General features: G+C 59.0%; 20 protein-coding genes and 1 tRNA gene. 12 read left to right on the top strand and 9 right to left on the bottom strand.

The window, feature by feature from the left end; all coding sequences use genetic code 11:
* Positions 1-13: 13 nt before the first annotated feature.
* Both queC and queE read left to right on the top strand, forming a co-directional pair.
* Positions 14-679, top strand: a complete 666-nt coding sequence (gene queC / locus ACAM27_RS02060) for a 7-cyano-7-deazaguanine synthase QueC (RefSeq protein WP_022991829.1) — start codon at positions 14-16, stop codon at positions 677-679.
* Complete coding sequence (gene queE / locus ACAM27_RS02055) at positions 679-1335, top strand: 7-carboxy-7-deazaguanine synthase (protein ID WP_011783687.1); 657 nt, start codon at positions 679-681, stop codon at positions 1333-1335. Before queC ends, queE begins: the two co-directional genes overlap by 1 nt.
* 1 nt (position 1336) lies before the next feature.
* On the opposite strand, the gene ACAM27_RS02050 is transcribed toward queE, so the two are convergent.
* From ACAM27_RS02050 to ACAM27_RS02035, 4 genes are all read right to left on the bottom strand, one after another.
* Positions 1337-2380, bottom strand: coding sequence for an AraC family transcriptional regulator (locus tag ACAM27_RS02050; protein WP_022991831.1), 1044 nt, complete (start codon positions 2378-2380; stop codon positions 1337-1339).
* A 124-nt stretch (positions 2381-2504) separates the two neighbouring features.
* Positions 2505-3395, bottom strand: a complete 891-nt coding sequence (locus ACAM27_RS02045) for an alpha/beta fold hydrolase (RefSeq protein ID WP_011783689.1) — start codon at positions 3393-3395, stop codon at positions 2505-2507.
* 96 nt (positions 3396-3491) lie between these two features.
* A complete protein-coding gene (locus tag ACAM27_RS02040; RefSeq protein ID WP_369612459.1) occupies positions 3492-5252 on the bottom strand; it encodes an ExeM/NucH family extracellular endonuclease in 1761 nt (586 codons plus the stop codon).
* A 9-nt stretch (positions 5253-5261) separates the two neighbouring features.
* Positions 5262-6164 (bottom strand): YafY family protein, encoded by a 903-nt coding sequence (locus ACAM27_RS02035; protein WP_121208072.1) that lies wholly within the window; start codon positions 6162-6164, stop codon positions 5262-5264.
* Between the two features lie 245 nt (positions 6165-6409).
* Between ACAM27_RS02035 and ACAM27_RS02030 the strand changes: the two genes are divergently transcribed.
* From ACAM27_RS02030 to ACAM27_RS01995, 8 genes are all read left to right on the top strand, one after another.
* On the top strand, positions 6410-7693 hold the full coding sequence (locus tag ACAM27_RS02030; RefSeq protein ID WP_023008081.1) for an MFS transporter: 1284 nt from the start codon (positions 6410-6412) through the stop codon (positions 7691-7693).
* Positions 7694-7855: 162 nt separating this feature from the next.
* The gene (locus tag ACAM27_RS02025; protein ID WP_011783693.1) at positions 7856-8281 is read left to right on the top strand and encodes a MarR family transcriptional regulator; all 426 of its coding nucleotides are present in this window, start codon (positions 7856-7858) and stop codon (positions 8279-8281) included.
* Positions 8282-8284: 3 nt separating this feature from the next.
* Positions 8285-9676 carry a DHA2 family efflux MFS transporter permease subunit gene (locus tag ACAM27_RS02020; protein ID WP_369612458.1) on the top strand — a complete coding sequence of 464 codons (1392 nt, stop codon included), beginning with the start codon at positions 8285-8287 and terminating at the stop codon, positions 9674-9676.
* Positions 9677-9906: 230 nt separating this feature from the next.
* The gene (locus ACAM27_RS02015) at positions 9907-10476 is read left to right on the top strand and encodes a TMEM165/GDT1 family protein (RefSeq protein WP_011783695.1); all 570 of its coding nucleotides are present in this window, start codon (positions 9907-9909) and stop codon (positions 10474-10476) included.
* 52 nt (positions 10477-10528) lie between these two features.
* On the top strand, positions 10529-11578 hold the full coding sequence (locus ACAM27_RS02010) for a L,D-transpeptidase family protein (RefSeq protein ID WP_369612457.1): 1050 nt from the start codon (positions 10529-10531) through the stop codon (positions 11576-11578).
* A 24-nt stretch (positions 11579-11602) separates the two neighbouring features.
* On the top strand, positions 11603-12355 hold the full coding sequence (locus tag ACAM27_RS02005; protein ID WP_041654424.1) for an SDR family oxidoreductase: 753 nt from the start codon (positions 11603-11605) through the stop codon (positions 12353-12355).
* Positions 12356-12376: 21 nt separating this feature from the next.
* Positions 12377-13843 (top strand): nodulation protein NfeD, encoded by a 1467-nt coding sequence (locus ACAM27_RS02000; RefSeq protein WP_369612456.1) that lies wholly within the window; start codon positions 12377-12379, stop codon positions 13841-13843.
* 27 nt (positions 13844-13870) lie between these two features.
* Positions 13871-14662: a slipin family protein gene (locus ACAM27_RS01995; RefSeq protein ID WP_014420098.1), complete on the top strand. Its 792-nt coding sequence runs from the start codon at positions 13871-13873 to the stop codon at positions 14660-14662.
* Between the two features lie 66 nt (positions 14663-14728).
* Here ACAM27_RS01995 and ACAM27_RS01990 read toward each other — a convergent pair whose 3' ends face one another.
* The 3 genes from ACAM27_RS01990 to ACAM27_RS01980 form a co-directional block, all read right to left on the bottom strand.
* Entirely contained in the window at positions 14729-15010 is a 282-nt protein-coding gene (locus ACAM27_RS01990; protein WP_011783700.1) for an Lpp/OprI family alanine-zipper lipoprotein, read from the bottom strand.
* 212 nt (positions 15011-15222) lie between these two features.
* Positions 15223-15780 (bottom strand): murein L,D-transpeptidase family protein, encoded by a 558-nt coding sequence (locus ACAM27_RS01985; RefSeq protein ID WP_022991840.1) that lies wholly within the window; start codon positions 15778-15780, stop codon positions 15223-15225.
* 119 nt (positions 15781-15899) lie between these two features.
* On the bottom strand, positions 15900-17612 hold the full coding sequence (locus ACAM27_RS01980) for a potassium/proton antiporter (RefSeq protein ID WP_011783702.1): 1713 nt from the start codon (positions 17610-17612) through the stop codon (positions 15900-15902).
* A 72-nt stretch (positions 17613-17684) separates the two neighbouring features.
* Between ACAM27_RS01980 and ACAM27_RS01975 the strand changes: the two genes are divergently transcribed.
* Positions 17685-17758, top strand: a tRNA-Gly gene (locus ACAM27_RS01975).
* Between the two features lie 30 nt (positions 17759-17788).
* Here ACAM27_RS01975 and ACAM27_RS01970 read toward each other — a convergent pair.
* Both ACAM27_RS01970 and ACAM27_RS01965 read right to left on the bottom strand, forming a co-directional pair.
* Entirely contained in the window at positions 17789-19117 is a 1329-nt protein-coding gene (locus ACAM27_RS01970; protein WP_369612455.1) for an ATP-binding protein, read from the bottom strand.
* Positions 19104-19769, bottom strand: coding sequence for a response regulator transcription factor (locus ACAM27_RS01965; protein ID WP_011783704.1), 666 nt, complete (start codon positions 19767-19769; stop codon positions 19104-19106). Before ACAM27_RS01965 ends, ACAM27_RS01970 begins: the two co-directional genes overlap by 14 nt.
* A 199-nt stretch (positions 19770-19968) precedes the next feature.
* On the opposite strand from ACAM27_RS01965, the gene ACAM27_RS01960 reads away from it, so the two are divergent.
* Positions 19969-20502 (top strand): cupredoxin domain-containing protein, encoded by a 534-nt coding sequence (locus ACAM27_RS01960; RefSeq protein WP_011783705.1) that lies wholly within the window; start codon positions 19969-19971, stop codon positions 20500-20502.
* Positions 20503-20559: the final 57 nt, after the last annotated feature.

The following is a 20559-nucleotide window of genomic DNA, read 5'->3' as shown; positions in this document are numbered from 1 at the left end:
GTGCTGACCCCTCATGACTGACTCCGTTGTCGTTATCTATTCCGGTGGTATGGATTCTTTCACACTGTTGCACCTGGCCCGCGCCAGGGGGCTCAAGGTACATGCCCTGTCTTTCAACTATGGCCAGCGCCACGTGCGGGAACTGGATGTGGCCGCCGACGTTTGCCGGGCTGAAGGTATCCCCCACAAAGTGATTGATATCCGTGCCATGAGTGAGGTGATGTCCGGCTCGTCTCTGACGTCCGACATCGAGGTGCCTGAAGGCCATTATGAAGAAGACACCATGAAAGCCACGGTGGTGCCCAACCGCAACATGATCCTGTTATCGCTGGCGACCGGGTATGCGGTGACCACCGGAGCGGGCGCGGTCTGGTATGGAGCCCATGGCGGGGACCACGCCATTTACCCGGATTGCCGGCCGGAGTTTGTTGAAAAAATGGATGCTGTGTGCCGGGTGGCCAACTACGAGCCCGTGGGCATTGAGGCACCCTTTATGGCCATGGACAAGGGCCAGATCCTGGCTGAAGGGCTCAAGCTGGGCCTCGATTACAGCCAGACCTGGACCTGCTACAACGGCCGCGACAAGGCGTGCGGACGTTGTGGTTCCTGCGTCGAGCGGCTGGAGGCCTTTGCCGCCAACGGCGTCACCGATCCACTGACCTACGAGCGTCTTGCCTGATGTACCGCGTCAAGGAAGCCTTTTACACTCTCCAGGGTGAGGGCGCCCAGGCTGGACGCGCGGCGGTGTTCTGCCGGTTCAGCAAATGCAATCTCTGGACGGGGCGTGAGAAAGACCGGGCGAATGCGGTGTGCAATTTCTGCGACACAGATTTTGTCGGTACCGATGGCCAGAATGGCGGCCGCTTCGACACCCCGGAGGCCCTGGCCGCCCATATCCGGTCACTGTGGCCGGATGCTCCTGGCCGGCCCTATGTGGTCTGTACCGGCGGTGAGCCTCTGCTGCAACTGGATGAGCCTTTGATCAGGGCCTTTCACCGGGCCGGGTTTGAGGTTGGGGTGGAAACCAATGGCACATTGCCTGCGCCCGAAGGTATCGACTGGCTGTGTGTCAGCCCGAAAGCCGATGCCGAAGTGGTCATTGCCGAGTGTGATGAGCTGAAGCTGGTCTACCCGCAGCCGCTGGCGCCACCGGAGCGATTTCTGCACATCCGGGCGAGGCATTACTTCCTGTCACCCATGGCCTCACCGTCTGTGCCGGAGGGTGGGCCGGATGCCATCAAGCAAAGCAATACCCGCAAAGCCACGGACTACTGCCTGGCGCATCCGCAATGGCGGTTAACCTTGCAGATGCACAAGATTCTGGGTATCGACTGAGTCAGGCGGTTTCAGCGGTCTGCAGTTCCCGGTTGCGAAAGTGGCTGGGGCTCAGCCCCGTCCAGCGTTTGAACGCCCGGGTAAAATTGGCGGCGTCGGCATAGCCCAGGCTGTCGGCAATCTGGCTCAGATTCATGGTGGTGCTGGCCAGCAGATCCCGTGCGCGCTCCAGGCGGACCTGGTCCACAAGGGCCTGGAAGCTGGCTTCTTCTTCCTGCAGCCGGCGTTTGAGGGTGCGCTCTGAAACATACAGGGTAGAGGCCACCCGGGCCAGTTTTGGCGGAAACGGGTGGCTGGTTTCGATCACCCGTCGAACACGGCAGGCAAACCCGGCATCTTCTTTTAGTTGTTTCAGTGCCGTTTCGCATTGTTCCCGTGAACTGACCGCCAACTGATCGTTACTGAACTGCACAGGCAGATTGAGCTGGCTGGCAGGAATCACCAGGGCATCTTCACTGGCGCCGTAGTCCACCGGCACCCCGATGGAGCGTCGGAACCGGTGAAAGTGATTGGGTTCCGGGCCCCGGCGCAAAACCTGTGTCCCGGGCACCGGGCTGCCAGTGAGTTGTGCCCCCATGGAAACGCAGCCGAACAGCACGGCATCCAGAACGAATCCCTGCAACGGGCCCAGCTCGATATCGCATTTGACCGCGTACCAGACATTGCTGCCTGCGACTCGCTTCTCTACCTTCAGATGCGGTGCCCGCAAGGTGAGATAACGGGTCATCAGCTCCAAAGCCTCGGCCAGCGTGCGGCTGCTCATGACAGCGGTACCCAGTGCACCGTGCAGGGGCAGCTTGAGTTCCCTTGCCAGCAGGATACCAAGTCCAGGTTCACCACTTTCAATGATGGCCCGGGTCACAAACTCGCTGGCCTGGGCCTGGCTGACCCGAAGTTCGGTGGAATTGAGCCGGGTGGGATCCAGCCCGACTCTCAGAATCAGATCCCGCTCATCAACACCAATGGTATGAAGCAGCTCAGCCAGGGTATGCAGGTAGATGGCCGGCATGCCCAGATCCTGAGAATTGGAAACAGAGGCGCGCATGATGTTCCTCGTCAGCGTGTGTTGTTGTTATGTAAGGGAGCTCGTTGGAACCGATTATGGCGCTTTGCACGGTTGAGCCCCATGACTTCGCTGACGGGTCAATGGGCCAGAGAGGCCAATTGCTTTATCTCGCCTGTCGTTGAACAAACTCCTGCAACACCCTGGCGGATTGGCCCGGGCGTTCCAGCATGGGCAGGTGGCCGACACCCGGGAACACGTGAACTTCCGCATTGGGTGTGGCGGTACGAAACCAGTCAACGCAACGGGTTGGTGTGATCACGTCGCGATCACCCCATTGCACTTGCAGTGGTGGAGTGTCCGGGCCAAGAAATCGCGCGGGGGCCAGGGCATCGGCCAGCATATCGTTGAAAATATGCCGCAGCGACGCTTGCCGTTTGAGCAGGTCAGGCCCCAGGAGGCCGGTCATGGCCAGTCCGGGCACCGTGGGCTTGCCATTCCCGACGCTGTTGAACATGCGGTAAACGCCGGCCCAGTCGCCAGGAATAAGAATGGCATCGCGATCAGACTTGAAGGGCGCGTTGATATCCACATCCGGGTGTTCCGGAATGCCGGCGCTATTGAGCAGTGTGACCGAGCGGGGTGGCTGGTTCAGCTTATGGGCGAGGATCGCGGCAATGGCACCGCCCATGGAGCTGCCAGCCAGATGCAGGTTGTCGCCCGGGTATTCAGACAGCCAGTCCCTCAGACGCTCTGCCTGGCGTTCGTAGCGATAGCTGGCCGCCGGCTGATACTGGCTTTCGCCCAGCCCCGGCAGGTCCGGAATCAGCAGATGCCAGTCCGAAGGCAGCTTCTGCATCCAGAGCGCCCAGTTCTCCTTCATGGAGGCAAAGCCATGGATAAGCACCAGGGTCGGACGCCCCGGCCCGGGCCGGCCGCGTTCCAGAAAAATCATGCGATGACCGTCCACACCGGCTTCCCGGCGTTTGGCTCTGAGCAGCCAGCGTTGTCCGGTTCGGGCCATGGGCCAGAGATCGGGTACAGGGATCGATGCCACGGGCACACCTCATTACTGTGAATGCCTTGTCAGTTTAACGCGGCACGGGCCGTGCGCTATTGCCCGGCTGCCGGACTCCGGAGGCGGTGCAGCAAGTCAGCGGGTGGGGGTGAGGTTCAGATCGGTCAGCACGGGATTGTGGTCAGACGATCGCCACGGGCCCGACTGATCCGGGGTCTGATGGTAGCTCAGCGCCCGGGGCTCATCAGCGTTGATGTTCCAGGTTTGCGCCCGCTCAACCCAAGGCATCAGTGCCGGGCTGGCAAGCGCGTAATCAAGGGTACCTTTCTGGCCCTGGTACCGGTAGGTATAGTGCTCGCACTGCATTGGCAGGCAAGGGTGATACTGGTGTACCAGGCTGGTGAAACCGGCTTCCTGGAACTGTTCGACCGGCGCCTCGCGGGCATAGCTGTTGAGATCGCCAGTGATCAGTACGGGTGTGGTTTCGGGATCGCCGGCCAGTGCCTGGAGCCAGATCACGATAGCGTTGGCGCTGAGGGTCCGCTGCCGGTTGTAGCAGCCCTGCCCGTCGCCCTGATCCTGTTCTCGGGCCGCTGCATGCCGGCAGGATTTTGATTTCAGATGTGGTACCACCACCCAGAACGTCAGCTCGCTTCCCCGGGCACGGAATGCCTGGGCGAGTGGCGGGCGGGACGCGCCTGGAAGTTCGCCTGGTCCGGGCCTGTAAGCCGGGCCAGTGGGGCGGACCCGGGATTCCCGATACAGCAAGGCAGTGCGGATGGCATCGTTGCCGTCCCTGCCCGGCGTCTGTACGACTGCCCAATCAGCGCCGAGCGTCCGGGCCAGGCCAGCCGCCGCACTGTCTGGGCCGTAGCCGTCATTTTCCAGTTCGGTCACGGCAAGGATGTCGGGGTGCGCGTCCTGGATGGTTCGGGCGAGTTTACGGTTCTGGGTCTGAAACTGCTCGAGCGATGATGCGCCCCGTGGCGTGGGAAAGCCCTTGCCCTGCCCGTCGCCATTGAAGTAGTTCTGCAGGTTCAGGGTCATGATCCGGATACTGTCCGTTGATTTGGTCGGCGCTTGTGGCCTGGGGTTCCGGGCCTGGAAACGTGGTACAGCGCCCGGTTGAACCCGCCACTGGCCAAAGCGGTAATCCAGTACGCCCTCCAGTTCTGACACGATATCGCCGGCCCGAACGGTATCGCGTTCTGATAGCCAGGGCACCGGCGTCGGGTTTTGCTTGCCCAGGCCGTCGTCCAGGGTTATTCGTTGCGCCAGGTTTTGCTGTTCCAGTGTGCGGGCAGCCGGACCTGGCGCTAACTGTTCTGTGGCAATCACCTGATCGCTGGCCGCCAATGCCAGCTCGCCGTACCTGGCCAGGTTGTAATTATCGATGACCGTCAGGGGCTCGTCGAAACGCACCCGCATGTTTTCCAGGCTTTCGGGCGGTTGCGACCAGGGTAGCGATACGTTGATCGGCGTTGGCAGGGGTGCCTGGCCGCAGACTGAAAGGCTGTGCACCGGTGCCAGTTCGGTCAGGCCGTGAAACTCTTTGACGGTGCCGGTAACCCGCACCCGCTGGCCTACGGTGCCACCGGCTTTGCGGGTATAGACAAACAGTGCTTCGGAGGTGGCTGGATTGTCATCGGTCTGGTGATCGGCCTGCTGCAGATAGAAGCCGGAAAAGCCGCCAGGTTTTCGGGCATCCAGTACAAGGATGCCTTCGACGGTCACGGTTTGGCCGATCAGTGGGGATTGGTTGCCGGTGCCCTGTACCTGATGGATGGGCGTGGCGGAAGCTCCACAGCGGTTATCGGCATGCGCCTGGAGTGGCGTCGCCGATAAGACAAGCCCCAGGCAAAAAAGGGCAGTAAAGGTCTGGAGCGGTCTGGTCACGGGGCCAGTCTAGCAGAGACCGGCCACCGCCTTGAGTGCCCGTTCGCGTTTGCTGCCAAAACCGAGCTGGTCCGGGTTGGCCAGTTCGAGCTGCTGAACCAATGGGTCTGGATGGCTGTTTTCGTAGGTGATGCCCAGTCGGGACAGCACATAGGGCGCCAGGGCGGCTCGGGTTTCGATGTGCAGCAGGCCATTGGTCATGCCGTAGTCGCGGGCGATGATCTTCTGCTGGGCTTCGGTCAGACGCTGGTCCGGGGTGATCTCCAGTGTCACCTGCCGCTGCCAGTCGTCATCCTGCTGGGCGTTGTGCCGGGCTTTCTGGCGCAGGGCCTCAATACGGCCGTGGAAGCGGCTCAGGGCGAAATCCCGGAATTCCCGGTTGGCGCTGCACCAGGCCCGAATGTGCCAGCTGTTGCCGGCACAGACCAGAGCGTGGGGTTCCAGCACACTCTCGGCGGCTTCCGGGCGGCTCAGTGATACGTAGCTCGCCTTCAGCTGGCGATGATAACGGGTGGCGGTAACCACGGCCCGCATAACTTCCGGGTCTATATGCCGGGCCGCCTCCGGGATGACGGCGTTGCCGGGCAGGCCCAGTTCAAGATCGGAGAAGGTATCACTCAGATTCTGCTGGCGGGCCAGAAGATCCTGATACTCGGATACGGCGCCCCGGGTGACCACCGGCTTGAAATTGGCAGAGGGGACATAGCCTTTCAGGTGCCGGTCGTAGACCAGATTGCCGGGAGCCAGTTCACGAAGATAAGTATTGATGTCCTTGGAAGCCTGCTGTCGACCGATACCAAAGCTGTGACAGATATGGTTGGTGGTCAGTCGACCCTCCCACAGGGCGATAATCTCGATCAGGCGATAGCGAAGCAGTAAATCCCAACGAATGGGCCAGTCCGTTTTCTTCATAACCAGGCGCTCACGGTCCAGTAGATTGCATGGCAAATATGTTACCTGCTCCCGCCAATCGGGTCTGTTACGACCCATTAATGTAAAACATTGTCAAATGGCCTGCCAGTGCGGGCTCGGGGTCTCGGCAACTCCCTAGTGGCGCGGCTATAAAGAGGTTGGTTAAATGCTCGCCAGCAGACAATCTATAATGTTGCTATCTTTTCTTTTTGTTACCCACTGTAATCGCGACAGGCAGAATTCCGATGACCCGAATGGTTGCGTCTTTATCAGCGCTGATACTCAGTATTGTCCTTCTGGTCAGTGGCAACGCCTTTCTGATGACTCTGTTGGGCATTCGCCTGAGTATTGAAGAGATTTCGCCAGATGTGATCGGCTGGGTGCTGGTGTGTTACTCCATCGGTTTTGTGCTTGGCACCTTGTATGTGCACAAGATTATTGGCCGGGTGGGTCACATCCGTGCCTTTGCGGTGTTCGCAGCCATGGCGGCGGTCACCGCACTGATGTATCCGATGGCTATTTCCATGGTGTTCTGGGCCGTGCTGCGGGTGCTGTCCGGGTTCAGTATTGCCGGGGTGCTGGTGGTCATTGAGAGCTGGTTTTCCAGTCGGGCCACCAACGCCAATCGCGGCGCACTCTTCGCGGTCTATCAGATTGTCTTCTATCTTTCGGCCGCCGGCGGCCAGTTGATCGTCAATGTCGGTGACCCGGCCAACTTCCTGCCGTTCTCGCTGGCGGCCATGTTGTTGACGCTGGCATTGATTCCGTTGTCTTTGACCCGGATGGAGGCGCCGGTTATTGAACAGGCCAGTCGCATGTCGGTGTTCAAGCTGGCGCGGGAGTCGTTTTCGGGCGTTGCCGGGGCGCTGATCTGTGGGGTGATGATCGGTGGCTTCTATGCCCTTGGGCCGGTTTACGCCACGCTGGTTGGCCTGGATGTGGCGCGCACCTCTACCTTTATGGCCAGCGCGATTGTGGCGGCCATGCTTCTGGCCTGGCCGCTGGGACGGCTGTGCGACCGCTTTGATCGGCGCAGGGTCATGTTCTGGGTGGCGATGGCCGCCTCGGCTTCCGCGGGCGGTGTCGCGGTGTTCGGTGCGAGCAACCTGGCGTTGTTGACCTTGTTGGTAGGGTTGTTTACCGGCCTTTCGGCCACCATCTATCCAATCGCAGTGGCGATCACCAACGACCGTATGGACAGCAACCGGATAGTCTCCGCCAGTGCGACCTTGCTGCTGAGCTATGGTATTGGCAGTGTCATCGGCCCTATTGCCATGGCCAAGCTGATCAGCCTGTTGGGTCCGGCCGGTCTGTTCTATGGCAATGCCGGTTTCCTGCTGGTATTGGCGGTGATTACCAGCTACCGCATCAGCCACACCGAAGATGTTCCGGTGGACGAGCAGGAGCATTTCGTTCCGGCCATGCCGGAAACCTCACCGGTGCTGACCGAGATGGATCCCCGGAACACCGAGTTTCACGAATCACCGGAAGTGGAAGAAATGCAGGAGGAGCTGCGTCAGGCCGGTTGACGCAGCTTTCGGTTTTCCCCAATTATATTTTTGTCTTCACATCTGTTTTTATTTCAATGGTTAGCTTACTATTGGTGAATTTCCAATAAGGTAAGTCTTTTGTCGGTTTTCGGGGTGGCGTTTGCTTGTCCCATGCCGGATCACCATCAGGAGTAATGAACCATGAGAGATCAGTTTCCGTTTGCTGTTGCCCGGGTAACCCGCCGCTGGCGCAAAATGCTCGATGAACGCCTGAAAGATCTGGGTGTTACCCAGGCGCGTTGGAGCACCATGGTGTATCTGCAGCAAGGTGGTGAAGGCCTGACCCAGCGCGAACTGGCCAGCCTGATGGCCATTGAAAACCCGACCCTGGTACGTTTGCTGGACAGTCTCGAGCAACAGGGGCTGATTGAGCGCCGCCCATGCCCCAACGATCGTCGCGCCCGTCGCCTTCACCTGACCAAGGCCGGTGTCGAGTTCATGGATGAGTTGTCCGAGCGCGCGGCCACGCTCCGAGAGGAGATGCTTGACGGCATTTCCGACAAAGACATTGAGGCATCGCTCAAGGTTTTCCACAAGATCATGGAAAACGCCGAGAAGCAGAAGTGAGTCTTGGCTGATCAATCCGTAGAGGGCCTGCGGGCCCGATATGGTGACCGCTGGCGCTGGCTGGCGGTGCTTACCGTGGTGCTCGGCACCATGGCCACGGTGCTCAGTGCCACGGTGGTCAACGTTGCCCTGCACGATATCATGGTGGAGTTCGGTATCCGCCAGGGCCAGGTTCACTGGCTGGCGACCGGTTTCATTGCCGCCATGACCACCACCATGCTGGCTTCGGCGTGGTTGCTGGACCGCTTCGGTGTCCGCAAGACCCTCAGTGCCGCCATGGCCATGTTCACGCTGATTTCCCTCGCCGGTGGCTTGGCGCCCACGCCAGAATTGTTGATTGCCGCCCGGATTGGGCAAGGGGCCATGGCCGGGTTGATGCAGCCCATGGGCATGTATCTGGTGTTCCGGATTTTTCCGGCGGACCAGCGCGGCCGCGCCATGGGCATCTATGGCATGGGTGTGATTCTCGCGCCGGCTCTGGGCCCGGTCCTCGGTGGTTTTCTGGTGGATCAGTTCCACTGGCGCTGGGTGATGTTTGCCCCGGCTCCGGTCACCCTGCTGGGTGTGTGGATGGCCTTGCGCTTTCTGCCGTCACCACGGTCCCGTCCGGCTCCCTACATGTTCGATCTGTCCGGTATGGTTCTGCTGGGGGCCGCGGTTGCGGTCGCCCTGGAAACGCTTAACCGTCTGCAGGACTGGCCCGGAGACTCTGTGCGTATTGCCTGGCAGGGCGCGTTGGCTGCGATTCTGATTATTGGATTTATCGTACGTGAACGTCGTGCCGCCCATCCGCTTGTCCGATTGGCGTTACTGCGAGAGCCGGTGTTTCTGTACGCAACCCTGGGCGCGATGGCACTGGGTCTGGCGCTGTTCGGCTCTACCTATCTGATCCCGTTATTTGTGCAGACTTCGCTGGGCTTCTCGGCCACAGAAGCGGGCTTGCTGATGTTACCCGCAGGCGTCGTACTGGGCATGGTGTTCCCCGTCGCCGGCCGGCTTGCCGACAAACGCAGTGCCCGTGGGCTGGTGTTGTTTGGCATTGCCATGTTTGCCTGTTCGGCGGTGTTGTTTGCCGCTACCGGGGCGCTGGTCGGGTTTGTCTGGCTGGCATTGTGGGCAGTTGTGGGCCGAATCGGTATAGGCTTTATGTTGCCGGCGCTGTCGACGGGAGCTCTGAACCCGCTCGCGCCGGAACAGCTGGGTGCAGGTTCCAGTACGATCAATTTCGCCCGTCAGCTGGGTGGTGCGCTCGGAGTGAATATCGTTGCCCTCACCATCGAGTTCGGCGAACACGAAGGCGGGCTGCCAACCGTTTCAGCCTTTGCCTCGGCCTGGTGGCTGGTTGCGGTATGCGTGGCGCTGGCGGCGGTGCCGATCTGGAAAATGCGGGCCTGAGGCCGGGAGTTGCCTTGTTTGCCGCTATTCATTACTATGGCCGCACCTTCGGGGGAGTAGCCTCTGCACCGGTGATCCGGGGCAGACGGTGGTCAACATACTTGCAGCTCAATCTGCATGGCCATCGTGTTCCTGAACAGGAACTGGCAAGACCTGAGGCAGATCACCTCCAATGGGCGGAAGGTGGGCTGTCTCATGTCTGAATTGTCTCCGCCCTGAGGTTCTGCTGAATGGATGCTTTTCTCGCTTCGACGCTTGCCGTTGCCATCGCTGAAATTGGCGATAAAACCCAGCTGTTGTCTCTCTTTCTGGTTGCCAGATACGCCAAACGTACCCCTATCATCCTCGGGATTCTGATTGCTACCGTGCTTAACCATGCCCTGTCCGCCTGGCTGGGCGCCTGGGTTGCGCAATGGATTCCGGAGGCCTGGCTGCCCTGGATCCTGGCCGTCAGCTTTGTTGCCATTGCCCTGTGGCTGTTGATTCCAGACAAGGATGATTCGGAGGACTCGAAATTCCTGGGTATGGGTGCCTTCATGGCCACGACCATCATGTTCTTCCTGGCGGAAATTGGTGATAAAACCCAGATTGCCACTGTGGTCCTGGCCGCACGGTATACCGACACGTTCTGGGTTATCATGGGTACAACGGTGGGTATGCTGTTGGCCAATGTGCCGGTTATCATGGCGGGTCGCTGGCTGATGGAACGCCTGCCGCTGGCCATGGCGCGAATCAGTGCGAGTATTCTGTTTGTGGCCCTGGCCGTGGTGACGGTCTGGGCCACGGTAATGAACTCCTGAGCCGGACGCCGGTCATTGAGTGTGAGAAATGTTGTTACGGGAACCCAATCTTATGCGGTGGAAAAGCTGGTTGCTTGTTGTCATTGGTGTCAGTCTGCTGTGGCCGTTTTCCTCAGTGCAGGCCGCCCGGGACACAAACGGGCCGGAGGCATCAGAACGGGTGCCGGACCGCTCCCCGCGGGTTCCTACCTTTCAGCCCGACGGTGACCTGGCGGGAGAGCTGCAGGTGTTCAATACCGTATATGAGGACACCTTTGCCGGCATTGGTAACAAGTTGGCCCTGGGGTACCTGGAGTTGGTGAAGGCCAATCCCGGTATTGATCCCTGGCTGCCGGGCGAAGGCACCATGATCACTCTGCCCCGCATGTATGTGTTGCCCGATGTTGAGCGCGAGGGCATCGTGATTAATCTGGCTGAATACCGGCTGTATTACTTCACACCGGATGGCGGGGTGCAGGTGTACCCGGTTGGTGTGGGCACTGAGGAAAACCCGTCGCCGCTGACCAATGCCAAAGTAACCATGCCACTGGAGTCCCCGGCCTGGTACCCGCCAGCGAGCATTCGTGCCGAATATGAGGCGTCGGGAGACTATCTGCCGAAAATGATCCCACCAGGCCCGGGCAATCCCCTGGGTACCCATGCCCTCATGCTGAGTGAGAAAGGCTACCTCATTCACGGCACCAACAAACAGTTCGGTGTCGGTATGCCGGTCAGTCACGGCTGTTTCCGCATGTACAACGAAGATATTTCACGGTTTGTCTATCAGGTGGAGAAAGGCACGCCGGTTCAGGTGATTCGTGAGCCGGTCAAGATCGGTATGGCCGGTGGTGAGGTGTGGCTGGAAGTGCATCGGCCCCATGAGGACTATTCGGCCCGCGACCGGGAGCGCCTGTGGGCTCAGGTATTTGAAAAAGTAGAGAGCTTCCGCCAGCAGCATCCGGATGTGGATCTTCGCCGCCGTTCCATTGAGCTGGCGGTGGATCAGGCCGATGGTCTGCCCACAATGATCGGCGAGAAGCTGACCCGGATGGCATCCGAGGATTCGGTTGAATCGGCAGAATCCGAGAAACAGGGCAAGCCGGAACAGACCCTGTATTTCTAGTCCCCCTGGTAAAGGAAAACCGCAATGAGCAGGAGCATTCTGATCACCGGCGCCAGTTCTGGCCTTGGCGAGGGCATGGCCCGAGAGTTTGCCGCCCGCGGAGATAACCTGGCGCTCTGCGCCCGAAGAACTGAGCGGCTCGAGGTGCTGAAAGCGGAGCTTGAACAGCAGTATCCGGGTATCCGGATTCAGGTGATGGCACTCGACGTGAATGATCATGTTCAGGTGCAGGAGGTGTTCCGGGCTTTTCAGGCGCACTTTGGAGCACTGGACCGGATTATTGTGAATGCCGGTATCGGTAAGGGCCAGCCACTCGGAACCGGGCGCTTTGATGCTAACCGGCAGACCGCAGAAACCAACTTTGTCGCCGCCCTCGCCCAGATTGAAGCGGCGATGGAAATTTTCAGGGAACAGAACCGGGGCCACCTGGTGGCCGTATCATCGGTAACGGCAGTGCGCGGTATGCCGGGCAACGTTACCACCTATGCCGCCACCAAGGCCGGGTTGGCAGCACTCTGTGAAGGACTGCGCATCGAGTTGAAAAAACGCCGGTCCCCGATCCGTGTGACTACCCTGTATCCGGGCTATATTCGCACTGAAATCAATGAGAAGGTGAAAAACACACCGTTCATCGTCGACGCACAAACCGGCTGTCGTGCTATGGTGAAAGCCATAGAGGCCGGAAAAGCCGAGCATTTTGTGCCCGCCTGGCCCTGGGCCCCGATCGGTTTTGTGCTAAGGCGGTTACCGGAGTCGGTTCTGGCAAAGCTGTTCTGATCACTCCCGTGGGAGGTTGAGATGCGTGCAAGCCACTTCAGGACATCGACACTCACCCCCAGAGTAAAGCTCTGGGCGCTGGTGTTTGTAGCCGGAGCCTTGCTGGCCCTGTTCAGTCTTTCCCTGAAAGTCTTTGCGCAACAGGAATCGCCCCGTCAGGCCCTGGTGCTTTCGGTTGAAGGTGCGATTGGCCCGGCCACCATGGATTATGTGACCCGCGGTATTCGCCGGGCGGAGCGGGAAAGCGCCGGCCTGGTGGTGATTGAAATGGACACCCCGGGCGGTTTGATGGATTCCATGCGGGAAATCATCAAGACCATTCTCGCTTCCGATGTGCCGGTGGCGACCTACGTTTCACCCCAGGGTGCCCGGGCGGCCAGTGCCGGTACCTATATCCTCTACGGCAGCCACATTGCCGCCATGGCTCCGGCCACCAACCTTGGCTCAGCCACACCCGTGCAAATGGGTGGCCTGCCCGGCTCCACAGAACCTGAGTCCCCTTCTGAATCTGCCCCTGAAGAATCTTCGGAGGACACCGACCAGAGCGAATCGGCCGACAAACGTCGTGGCAACACTGCTATGGAGCGCAAGGTGCTGGAAGATGCCGTGAGCTACATCCGCGGCCTGGCAGAGCGCCACGGTCGTAATGCCGACTGGGCGGAAGAGGCGGTTCGGGAGGCGGTCAATCTCGGGGCTACCGAAGCCCTTGAGCGTAACGTGGTGGACGTGGTGGTACCAAACCTCCGGGCGTTGTTAAGCGAGATTGATGGTCGCACTGTGCGCTTGGCCGCCGGTGATCGGGTGCTGGAAACCTCGCAACTGGAATTGGTGCGGGCCGAGCCGGACTGGCGCACCAAACTGCTGTCGGTGATTACTGACCCGAATGTGGCCTATTTCCTGATGATCATCGGTTTTTACGGCATTCTTTTCGAACTGGCCAATCCTGGCGCGGTGGTGCCGGGTGTCATTGGCGCCATCAGCCTGATTCTGGCCTTGTTCGCCTTCCAGGTCTTGTCGGTGAACTACGCGGGCCTGGCGCTGATCCTGTTGGGGCTGGCCTTCATTGTCGGCGAGGCGTTTGTGCCCAGTTTCGGCATCCTCGGCATCGGTGGCATCGTGGCGTTTGTCACTGGCTCCGTCATCCTGATGGACGGTAGCCATCAGGACATTTCGCTGCCCACGATTGGTGGCACGGCGGTGGTGGCTGGGGGCTTTATTCTCTGGACCGTTACCCGGTTCATCGGTCTTCGGCGGCGCCACCCGGTCTCGGGTAGTGAGCAGCTGGTCCACGAGCACGGTATGGCACTGGATGATTTTGTCCCCACGTATGATGCCTACGCGGGCCATGTACGGGTCAGCGGCGAACGCTGGAACGCCCGGAGTCAGGTGGCCATTGCCGCCCGATCGCAAGTGCGGGTAAATGGTATGGACGGCCTGACTCTGCTGGTGGAGCCCGGCAACGACGAACCGGCAGAGCGCACAGATTAAACATCAACGGCAAATCAAGGAGGCCGTATGAATCTCGGTGACATTATTCCCTATATTGCACCGACGGTGGTGCTGCTGCTGATCCTGGGGTCAGCAATCAAGATCCTGCCGGAATACGAGCGTGGCGTGGTCTTCTTTCTGGGTCGGTTCCAGGGCGTGAAAGGCCCGGGACTGATCATCGTCATTCCCGGTATCCAGCAGATAGTGCGAGTTGACCTTCGGGTGATCACCCTGGATGTCCCCAGCCAGGACGTGATCTCCAAAGACAACGTTACCGTGCGGGTAAATGCGGTGCTGTACTTCCGGGTGGTGGATCCGGAAAAAGCCATCATCCGGGTTGAAGATTATGGTGCCGCTACCAGCCAGTTGGCCCAGACGACACTGCGATCTGTACTGGGCAAGCACGACCTGGACGAGATGTTATCCGAACGGGACAAGCTGAACGCCGACATTCAGGAGATCATTGATGCCCAGACCGAAGAATGGGGTATCAAGGTGGCGAATGTGGAAATCAAGCATGTGGATCTGAACGAATCCATGATCCGCGCCATCGCCCGTCAGGCGGAAGCCGAGCGGGAGCGCCGGGCCAAGGTTATCCACGCTGAAGGCGAGCTTCAGGCGTCGAAGAAACTGGTGGAAGCGGCTGAGGTGATGTCTGTGAACTCCGGTGCCATGCAATTGCGTTATCTGCAAACGCTGGCGGACATGAGCAACAACAACTCCTCGACCATTGTGTTCCCGTTGCCGATGGATCTGGTCAAGACCTTCATTCAGAACCAGGGGCCGGACAAGGCTGGGCAGGAAGAGCCGAAACCCTAATACCAAAGGGTTCTGCAGACATAAAAAAAGGCCGGATTAACCGGCCTTTTTTGCTAGCTGACAGCCTTACTTCTGGCTGGCACGCTCGAGCATACGCTTGGCGCGCTCGTTTGCTTCGTCAGCAGCTTTCTGGGCAGCACGGGCTGCAGCCAGAGCTTCTTCAGCAGTCTGCTGGGCAGTGCGTGCACTGCTGGCGGCGCTGTTAGCAGTGTTCAGGGCGTTGTTGGCAGTCTGCTCAGCGGAGCTGGCAGTTGCATTTGCTTCGTCGATAGCAGCTTGTTCAGTAGTGGCACAACCTGCAGTCAGAGCAGTAGCCAGTGCAAACCCGGCGATCGTCAGTTTACGCATTGTAAATCCCCTTATTGGTCGTTTTATTTCCTGTGATCCGGAAGCCGGTCAGACAGCTCCCTTCTGCTAGGCCCGATAGGCAGTGACTACCGGAGTCGTTAAACAGTGTAAAACACTCAGAGACAAAATGTTAACTAAGGATACGTAAATTTTCTTAGCTTATGACAACAACTTAATCCGGCTTTCATGGCGTTGTCACCAAGCAGAAAGAATCACGGAACGATGCGGATGGGGGTTCCGTTCTGGACCAGTTGCCAGATTTCATCCATGGCTTCGTTACTCACTGCAATGCAGCCATTGGTCCAGTCCAGCCCGGTGTAGGCAAAGGCCATGTCGCCGGCATTGTTGGGCAGGCCATGAATCATGATGCTGCCGCCGGGATCAAGACCCCAGGCTTCTGCCAGTTCCCGGTCGCGGGGGCTGGGGTAGGAAATGTGGATGGATTTGTAGAAGTCGCTGCTGGCATTGCGCCAGTCCAGTACATAGTCACCCTCGGGTGTGCGTTCATCCCCCTCATACAGCTTGTGGCCGACGGGATTGTCACCGAGGGAGATGCGGTACTGGCGTACGGTTTCATCACCGCTGAGCAGGTAAAGGCGACGTTCTCCTTTGTTGACCAGTACCTGGGTAATTTCCAGCAGGCCTTCCATTAACGCCGGTTCCGGTGGGCTCGGCATCATGCGGGTGTCGGCCCGGGCCAGAAGCTCAGAGGCTGACGCCAGCAGAGGAGAGGCAATCAGGGCGATGGTCAGTAGAACTCGAACAATCATGAAACTCGCACAAATTGGTAAATGGTTAAACTTTGTTCATGCTGTTTATACCATAGCCTGGTAACGGGGTGATAAGGGGTTCTGTTACAGAGTTTGGCTTTTCTTGACCAGGATCCCATTCAGGAATCCATTTTCATGCCTACTTTGGTCACTCGGTCAGCGTCGGTGGCCCTGGCGACCAGGGTAACGGGCCCGAGCACAACCTTGTCACCAACCACCGGGTGGCCCTTGGTGCGCCTGGCAAAACACTCAGCCAGGGAGAGTTCGGGCGGCAGCTCGTCAAATTCGATGCCGTACACCTGTTCAACATCCCCCAGCAGGGCATCGCCATTGAGCACAAAATCCCCGAAGAATGCCCGTTCTGCCAGATGCTTTGGCGCCTGCCGGCCGCTGAGGGCCTTGCCAAGATCCGGCAGCAAGGCCGGCGTGGCAAACATGGCCACCACATCGCCTGAGGCAACTTCCAGTTCCCGGGTCGGTTGCAGGCATTTGCGATCCCGGAAGATACCGGCAACGGCGGTATTGTCGGGTAGCCTGAGCTGGCCGAGGGCCCGGGGGCTTTCCCAATTCTTGCCGCGCAGCGGAAACAGCATCAGTTCGTGATCACCTGCGGCAGGCACATCCAGAGGTAGCCTGCGGTACGGATCTTCCCCTGCAGGCACCTCCAGTTTCAGTTTGCGCGCCAATGGTGCCATGGTGGTGCCCTGTACCAGCAGTGATACCAGCACAATAAAGAAGGCGGCATGGAACACCAGTTGGGCATCCGGGAGGTCTGCAATAATCGGAAACAGGGCGAGCACGATCGGCACTGCGCCACGCAGGCCCACCCAACTGATGAATCCCAGCTCCCGCCGATTGAACGCGAAAGGCCAAAGCGTGAGTAGCACGGTGGCCGGCCGGATCACGAAAATCAGCGCCAGTGCCAGAATCAGACCGCCACCGGCCAGCGGCACCAGATCCGATGGATTAACCAGCAGGCCCAGCATCAGGAACAGGCAAAGCTGTGCCAGCCAGGCCAGGCCATCATGCACCTGAAGAATCATCGGCATCATCCGAACATGCCGGTTACCAATCACCACCCCGGTGAGGTAAATCGCCAGAAAGCCGCTGCCGCCGATGGCGTTGGTTGCGGAGAACACGGCGATGCCGGCAGCGGCTACCAGCAGCGGGTAAAGCGACGGGGTCAGTCGTATCCGGTTGACCAGCTGGACCACGGCAAAGCCACCAAGGAGGCCGGCCACCGTGCCGATGCCGAACTGCTGTACCAGCATCATCAGGCCTTTGGCCAATGCCCCCTCTTCGTAACTGCCAATCAGGGTAACCAGCAGCAGAGTCAGGAAAATGGCCATGGGGTCGTTACTGCCGGATTCGATTTCCAGCGTGGCGCTGACCCGCTCGTTCAGATGCAGGCCCCGGCCCTGGAGCAGCGAGAAGACGGCGGCGGCATCGGTGGAGGAAATAATGGCGCCGACCAGCAACGCCATCAGCCAGTGCAGGTCGAACACCCACCAGGCAACCAGTGCGGCGCCACCGGCGGTCAGGCCAACGCCAAGGGTGGCCAGTACCAGTGCCGGCCGCAGCCCCACCCGGAACGTTTCCACCCGGGTACGCATGCCGCCATCCAGCAGAATCACACCCAGCGCCAGATTGGCGATCAGGAAGGCCAGCTCGAAGTTGTCGAATTCGATACCACCCGGGCCGTCTTCCCCCATCATCATGCCCACGACCAGGAAGATCAGCAGCACGGGCATGCCAACGCGGCTGGAAAGCGGGCTGAGAACGATGCTGATCACCAGCATCAAGGCGCCAATCAGGGTAAGTGTGGGATCCATCAGACTCCAGACCAAAGGGGCTTGCCCGAACGCAGGGCCCGGGCTTATATTGCTGTGGCAATCATTATGCAGGCGGGCGTAGCTCAATGGTAGAGCAGAGGCTTCCCAAGCCTACGACGTGGGTTCGATTCCCATCGCCCGCTCCAGACCAATACCCGCACACAGGCGAGTGTCCCTTAAAACTCGATGGTTACGCGCAAGCCGCTGCCGGGCCCCGTCGAAAAGTTTATGTTGCCCTCATAGCGAGCGACGATCTCCCGGACAATCGCGAGGCCCAGACCGTGGCCAGGGGTCTGCTCGTCAAGTCGCAGCCCTCGTTGACCCAGACTGGACAAGTCGTCGCCATTGACTCCAGGACCATCATCAGAAACAACGATCTGTCTGCTGTTGTTGTCTTGTTTCAGCGAGAGTTCTACGCACCGCGACGACCATTTGCCGGCATTATCGAGCAGGTTGCCTAGCACTTCATTCAAGTCATGCTCCTCTATCGGCCAGCGGGTGTCTTCCGGCAGTGAGCTTGATAGTTCGAAGGATTTTTCCGGATACAGCCGCCCCAGCATCCACAAAAGATCCCGCGCCTGTTTGACGGGATAAGCGCTTTTCCCGACCTGGGGCCCGGCAAAGCGACTGCGGCGCATTTCCGCTTCCAATTGTCTGTCGATGTCACTGAGACGGGCGGCCATTTGGATTCTTAGATCACTTGGCAATGGGCGATCCATATCCTCCAGTATCTGCCGGACGGCTGCGATGGGCGTTTTGACACTGTGTGACAGATTTGCGAGTGCCTCCCGGGAACGCACCAGTCGCTTGTCGAGGGAGTCAAGCAACTGGTTTAGCTGCATCACGAGCGGTTGAAATTCTTCGGGTGATGGTGCATTGATCCGGGAAATCTCTCCATCCTGCAATCGTTTTAACGCCGCTTTCAGTGTCACCACCGGCCGCAGCGAGAGCGTGATGCCAAACCAGATGACGGCAACCAGAAGTGCGATCAACAGCACCGACACCACGGCTGTCCAGGCGTGCAGCTCAGCCTGACTGCGTTTCAGGGCCTCCAGATCCTCGGATACAACCACGACGATCGGTGACCCGTTCACCTGAAAAGAGTGACGGTATGCCAGGATATCGGACGGACTGTCCGGCGCCTGACGGCCTTCAAGACGAAGCGTGCCATTCTGCTTATGGTTGATCAGTGGTGCCAGCAAGGGTTCCCAGGCCTTTGGCGATATGATGGTTCGATCGGGCGTGCGTATGGCGAAGGCATGATGGAAGACGTCCTGGAAGTAATCACCGGTCTGCAGGGTTTCGACTTGACCTCTGACCTCGCGAATCTGGTGCTCCAGAAAGGCAGCTTCGTCTTTGAGGCGGCTTTCAAGGAATTCCCGGGACATTCGATCCAGCAGCAGGCCGTGGACAAACCAGGCTACGCCCATCAGAGCGATGCCGGCGGGCAGCAATAACACCAGCAGCATGCCTTTGACGGATGCTGGCCTTTTAACGTTGGGCATTGAACATGTATCCCTGGCCACGGCGTGTGGTGATCGTTTCGTTGCCGACCAGCTTTCTCAAGCGCCGAATATACGCCTCAATCACGTTTTCGCTGGGGCTCTCATCCAGGTTGTATAGCTGCTCCATTAGCTGTTCCTTGGAAAAGATGTGGCCCGGACGGCTCATCAGGCATCGTAGCAGGCGGAACTCAGTACCCGTCAGGGCGTGTTCTGCTCCTTCTTCTGTCCGCAGGCTCTGGCGATTTTCGTCCAGTTCGAAGCCACCGGCTTTAACCTGGGAGTGCACTCGCCCTTCGCTGCGGCGTATGAGTGCATTGATGCGGGCGATCAGTTCTTCTGTCTGGAACGGTTTGGCCAGATAGTCATCCGCCCCTGCTTTCAGTCCATTGACCTTGTCCTGCCAGTCGCCTCTGGCGGTGAGGACCAATACCGGGCACTCGACGAGCTTCGATCGCCATCGTTTCAAAACCTCCAGCCCGTTGCCATCCGGCAGGCCGAGATCGAGAACAGCGGCACGATAATCCTCCTGTTCCCCCAGAATCTGGGCCTCACGGGCACTGGACGTGTGGTCGATGCTAAACCCCGCTTTTTCCAGCTGTCTGACCAGCCCCTCGGCCAGCAAACGGTCGTCTTCAACGAGCAATAAACGCATGTATCCGTCCTTAACGGTGCTTGTTCCAGCCGCCAGTGTCGTCGATCAACCTGAATTGTGCCTGAACGCAAGAAAGTGCCCGTTTTTCAGAAAGAATTCAGGTTGGTGAGAGAAAGTGTCGACTGATTCTGGACATTGCTCAAGATTCGGTACGAATCAGCCGTGTTCTCAAAACCATTATTCCACAGGAGACAAACGGATGAATGCATCAAACCTGATTGTGGCCGGCCTGGCTTTTTCGATGTCGGTATCGGCGTTTGCGGCTGGCACCCATGGCGGTGGTCACGGCCATGGTGCTTCCATTGGCGAACCGGGAAAAGCCTCAGAAGCCAGCCGGACCATAACGGTTGAAATGCACGACAACTACTACGAACCCGAAGAAATCCGTGTGAAGCCGGGCGAAACCGTTCGATTTGTGGTGCAGAACAAGGGCAATCTTGTGCACGAGTTCAACATCGGGACTCCGGGTATGCATGAGGCCCACCAGAAAGAAATGAGGATGATGGTCGAGCATGGCGTGATCCAGGGTAACAAGTTGAATCATGACATGATGAACATGGACATGGGCAACGGCCACTCGATGAAACATGACGATCCCAACAGCGTCCTGCTGGAGCCGGGCCAGAGCCGGGAAGTGGTCTGGACGTTTGCCAATCAGGGCAATATCGAATTCGCATGTAACGTACCAGGGCACTACCAGTCTGGCATGTACGGTGACGTGAATTTCGAATAAGCCGGTAGCTGGCTTTAACCATGACGTTATGGGCTGACGCTACACCCTCCTGTCAGC

Origin of the sequence: Marinobacter sp. RI1, assembly GCF_041155085.1 — a bacterium.
Lineage (GTDB): Bacteria > Pseudomonadota > Gammaproteobacteria > Pseudomonadales > Oleiphilaceae > Marinobacter > Marinobacter nauticus.
The sequence above is the reverse complement of the archived record's forward strand: the minus strand, read 5'-3'. Positions and strand labels throughout refer to the sequence as shown.

Bases quoted from the DNA above. Each gene is read 5' to 3' on its own strand.
- queC (WP_022991829.1), top strand. From the start codon at position 14: ATGACTGACTCCGTTGTCGTTATCTATTCCGGTGGTATGGATTCTTTC.
- ACAM27_RS01980 (WP_011783702.1), bottom strand. From the start codon at position 17,612: ATGGATCCCACACTTACCCTGATTGGCGCCTTGATGCTGGTGATCAGC.
- ACAM27_RS02025 (WP_011783693.1), top strand. From the start codon at position 7,856: ATGAGAGATCAGTTTCCGTTTGCTGTTGCCCGGGTAACCCGCCGCTGG.
- ACAM27_RS02050 (WP_022991831.1), bottom strand. From the start codon at position 2,380: ATGCGCGCCTCTGTTTCCAATTCTCAGGATCTGGGCATGCCGGCCATC.
- ACAM27_RS02010 (WP_369612457.1), top strand. From the start codon at position 10,529: ATGCGGTGGAAAAGCTGGTTGCTTGTTGTCATTGGTGTCAGTCTGCTG.
- ACAM27_RS01965 (WP_011783704.1), bottom strand. From the start codon at position 19,769: ATGCGTTTATTGCTCGTTGAAGACGACCGTTTGCTGGCCGAGGGGCTG.
- ACAM27_RS02005 (WP_041654424.1), top strand. From the start codon at position 11,603: ATGAGCAGGAGCATTCTGATCACCGGCGCCAGTTCTGGCCTTGGCGAG.
- ACAM27_RS01990 (WP_011783700.1), bottom strand. From the start codon at position 15,010: ATGCGTAAACTGACGATCGCCGGGTTTGCACTGGCTACTGCTCTGACT.
- ACAM27_RS02015 (WP_011783695.1), top strand. From the start codon at position 9,907: ATGGATGCTTTTCTCGCTTCGACGCTTGCCGTTGCCATCGCTGAAATT.
- ACAM27_RS02035 (WP_121208072.1), bottom strand. From the start codon at position 6,164: ATGAAGAAAACGGACTGGCCCATTCGTTGGGATTTACTGCTTCGCTAT.
- ACAM27_RS01985 (WP_022991840.1), bottom strand. From the start codon at position 15,780: ATGATTGTTCGAGTTCTACTGACCATCGCCCTGATTGCCTCTCCTCTG.
- ACAM27_RS02000 (WP_369612456.1), top strand. From the start codon at position 12,377: ATGCGTGCAAGCCACTTCAGGACATCGACACTCACCCCCAGAGTAAAG.
- ACAM27_RS02030 (WP_023008081.1), top strand. From the start codon at position 6,410: ATGACCCGAATGGTTGCGTCTTTATCAGCGCTGATACTCAGTATTGTC.
- ACAM27_RS01960 (WP_011783705.1), top strand. From the start codon at position 19,969: ATGAATGCATCAAACCTGATTGTGGCCGGCCTGGCTTTTTCGATGTCG.
- queE (WP_011783687.1), top strand. From the start codon at position 679: ATGTACCGCGTCAAGGAAGCCTTTTACACTCTCCAGGGTGAGGGCGCC.
- ACAM27_RS01995 (WP_014420098.1), top strand. From the start codon at position 13,871: ATGAATCTCGGTGACATTATTCCCTATATTGCACCGACGGTGGTGCTG.
- ACAM27_RS01970 (WP_369612455.1), bottom strand. From the start codon at position 19,117: ATGCCCAACGTTAAAAGGCCAGCATCCGTCAAAGGCATGCTGCTGGTG.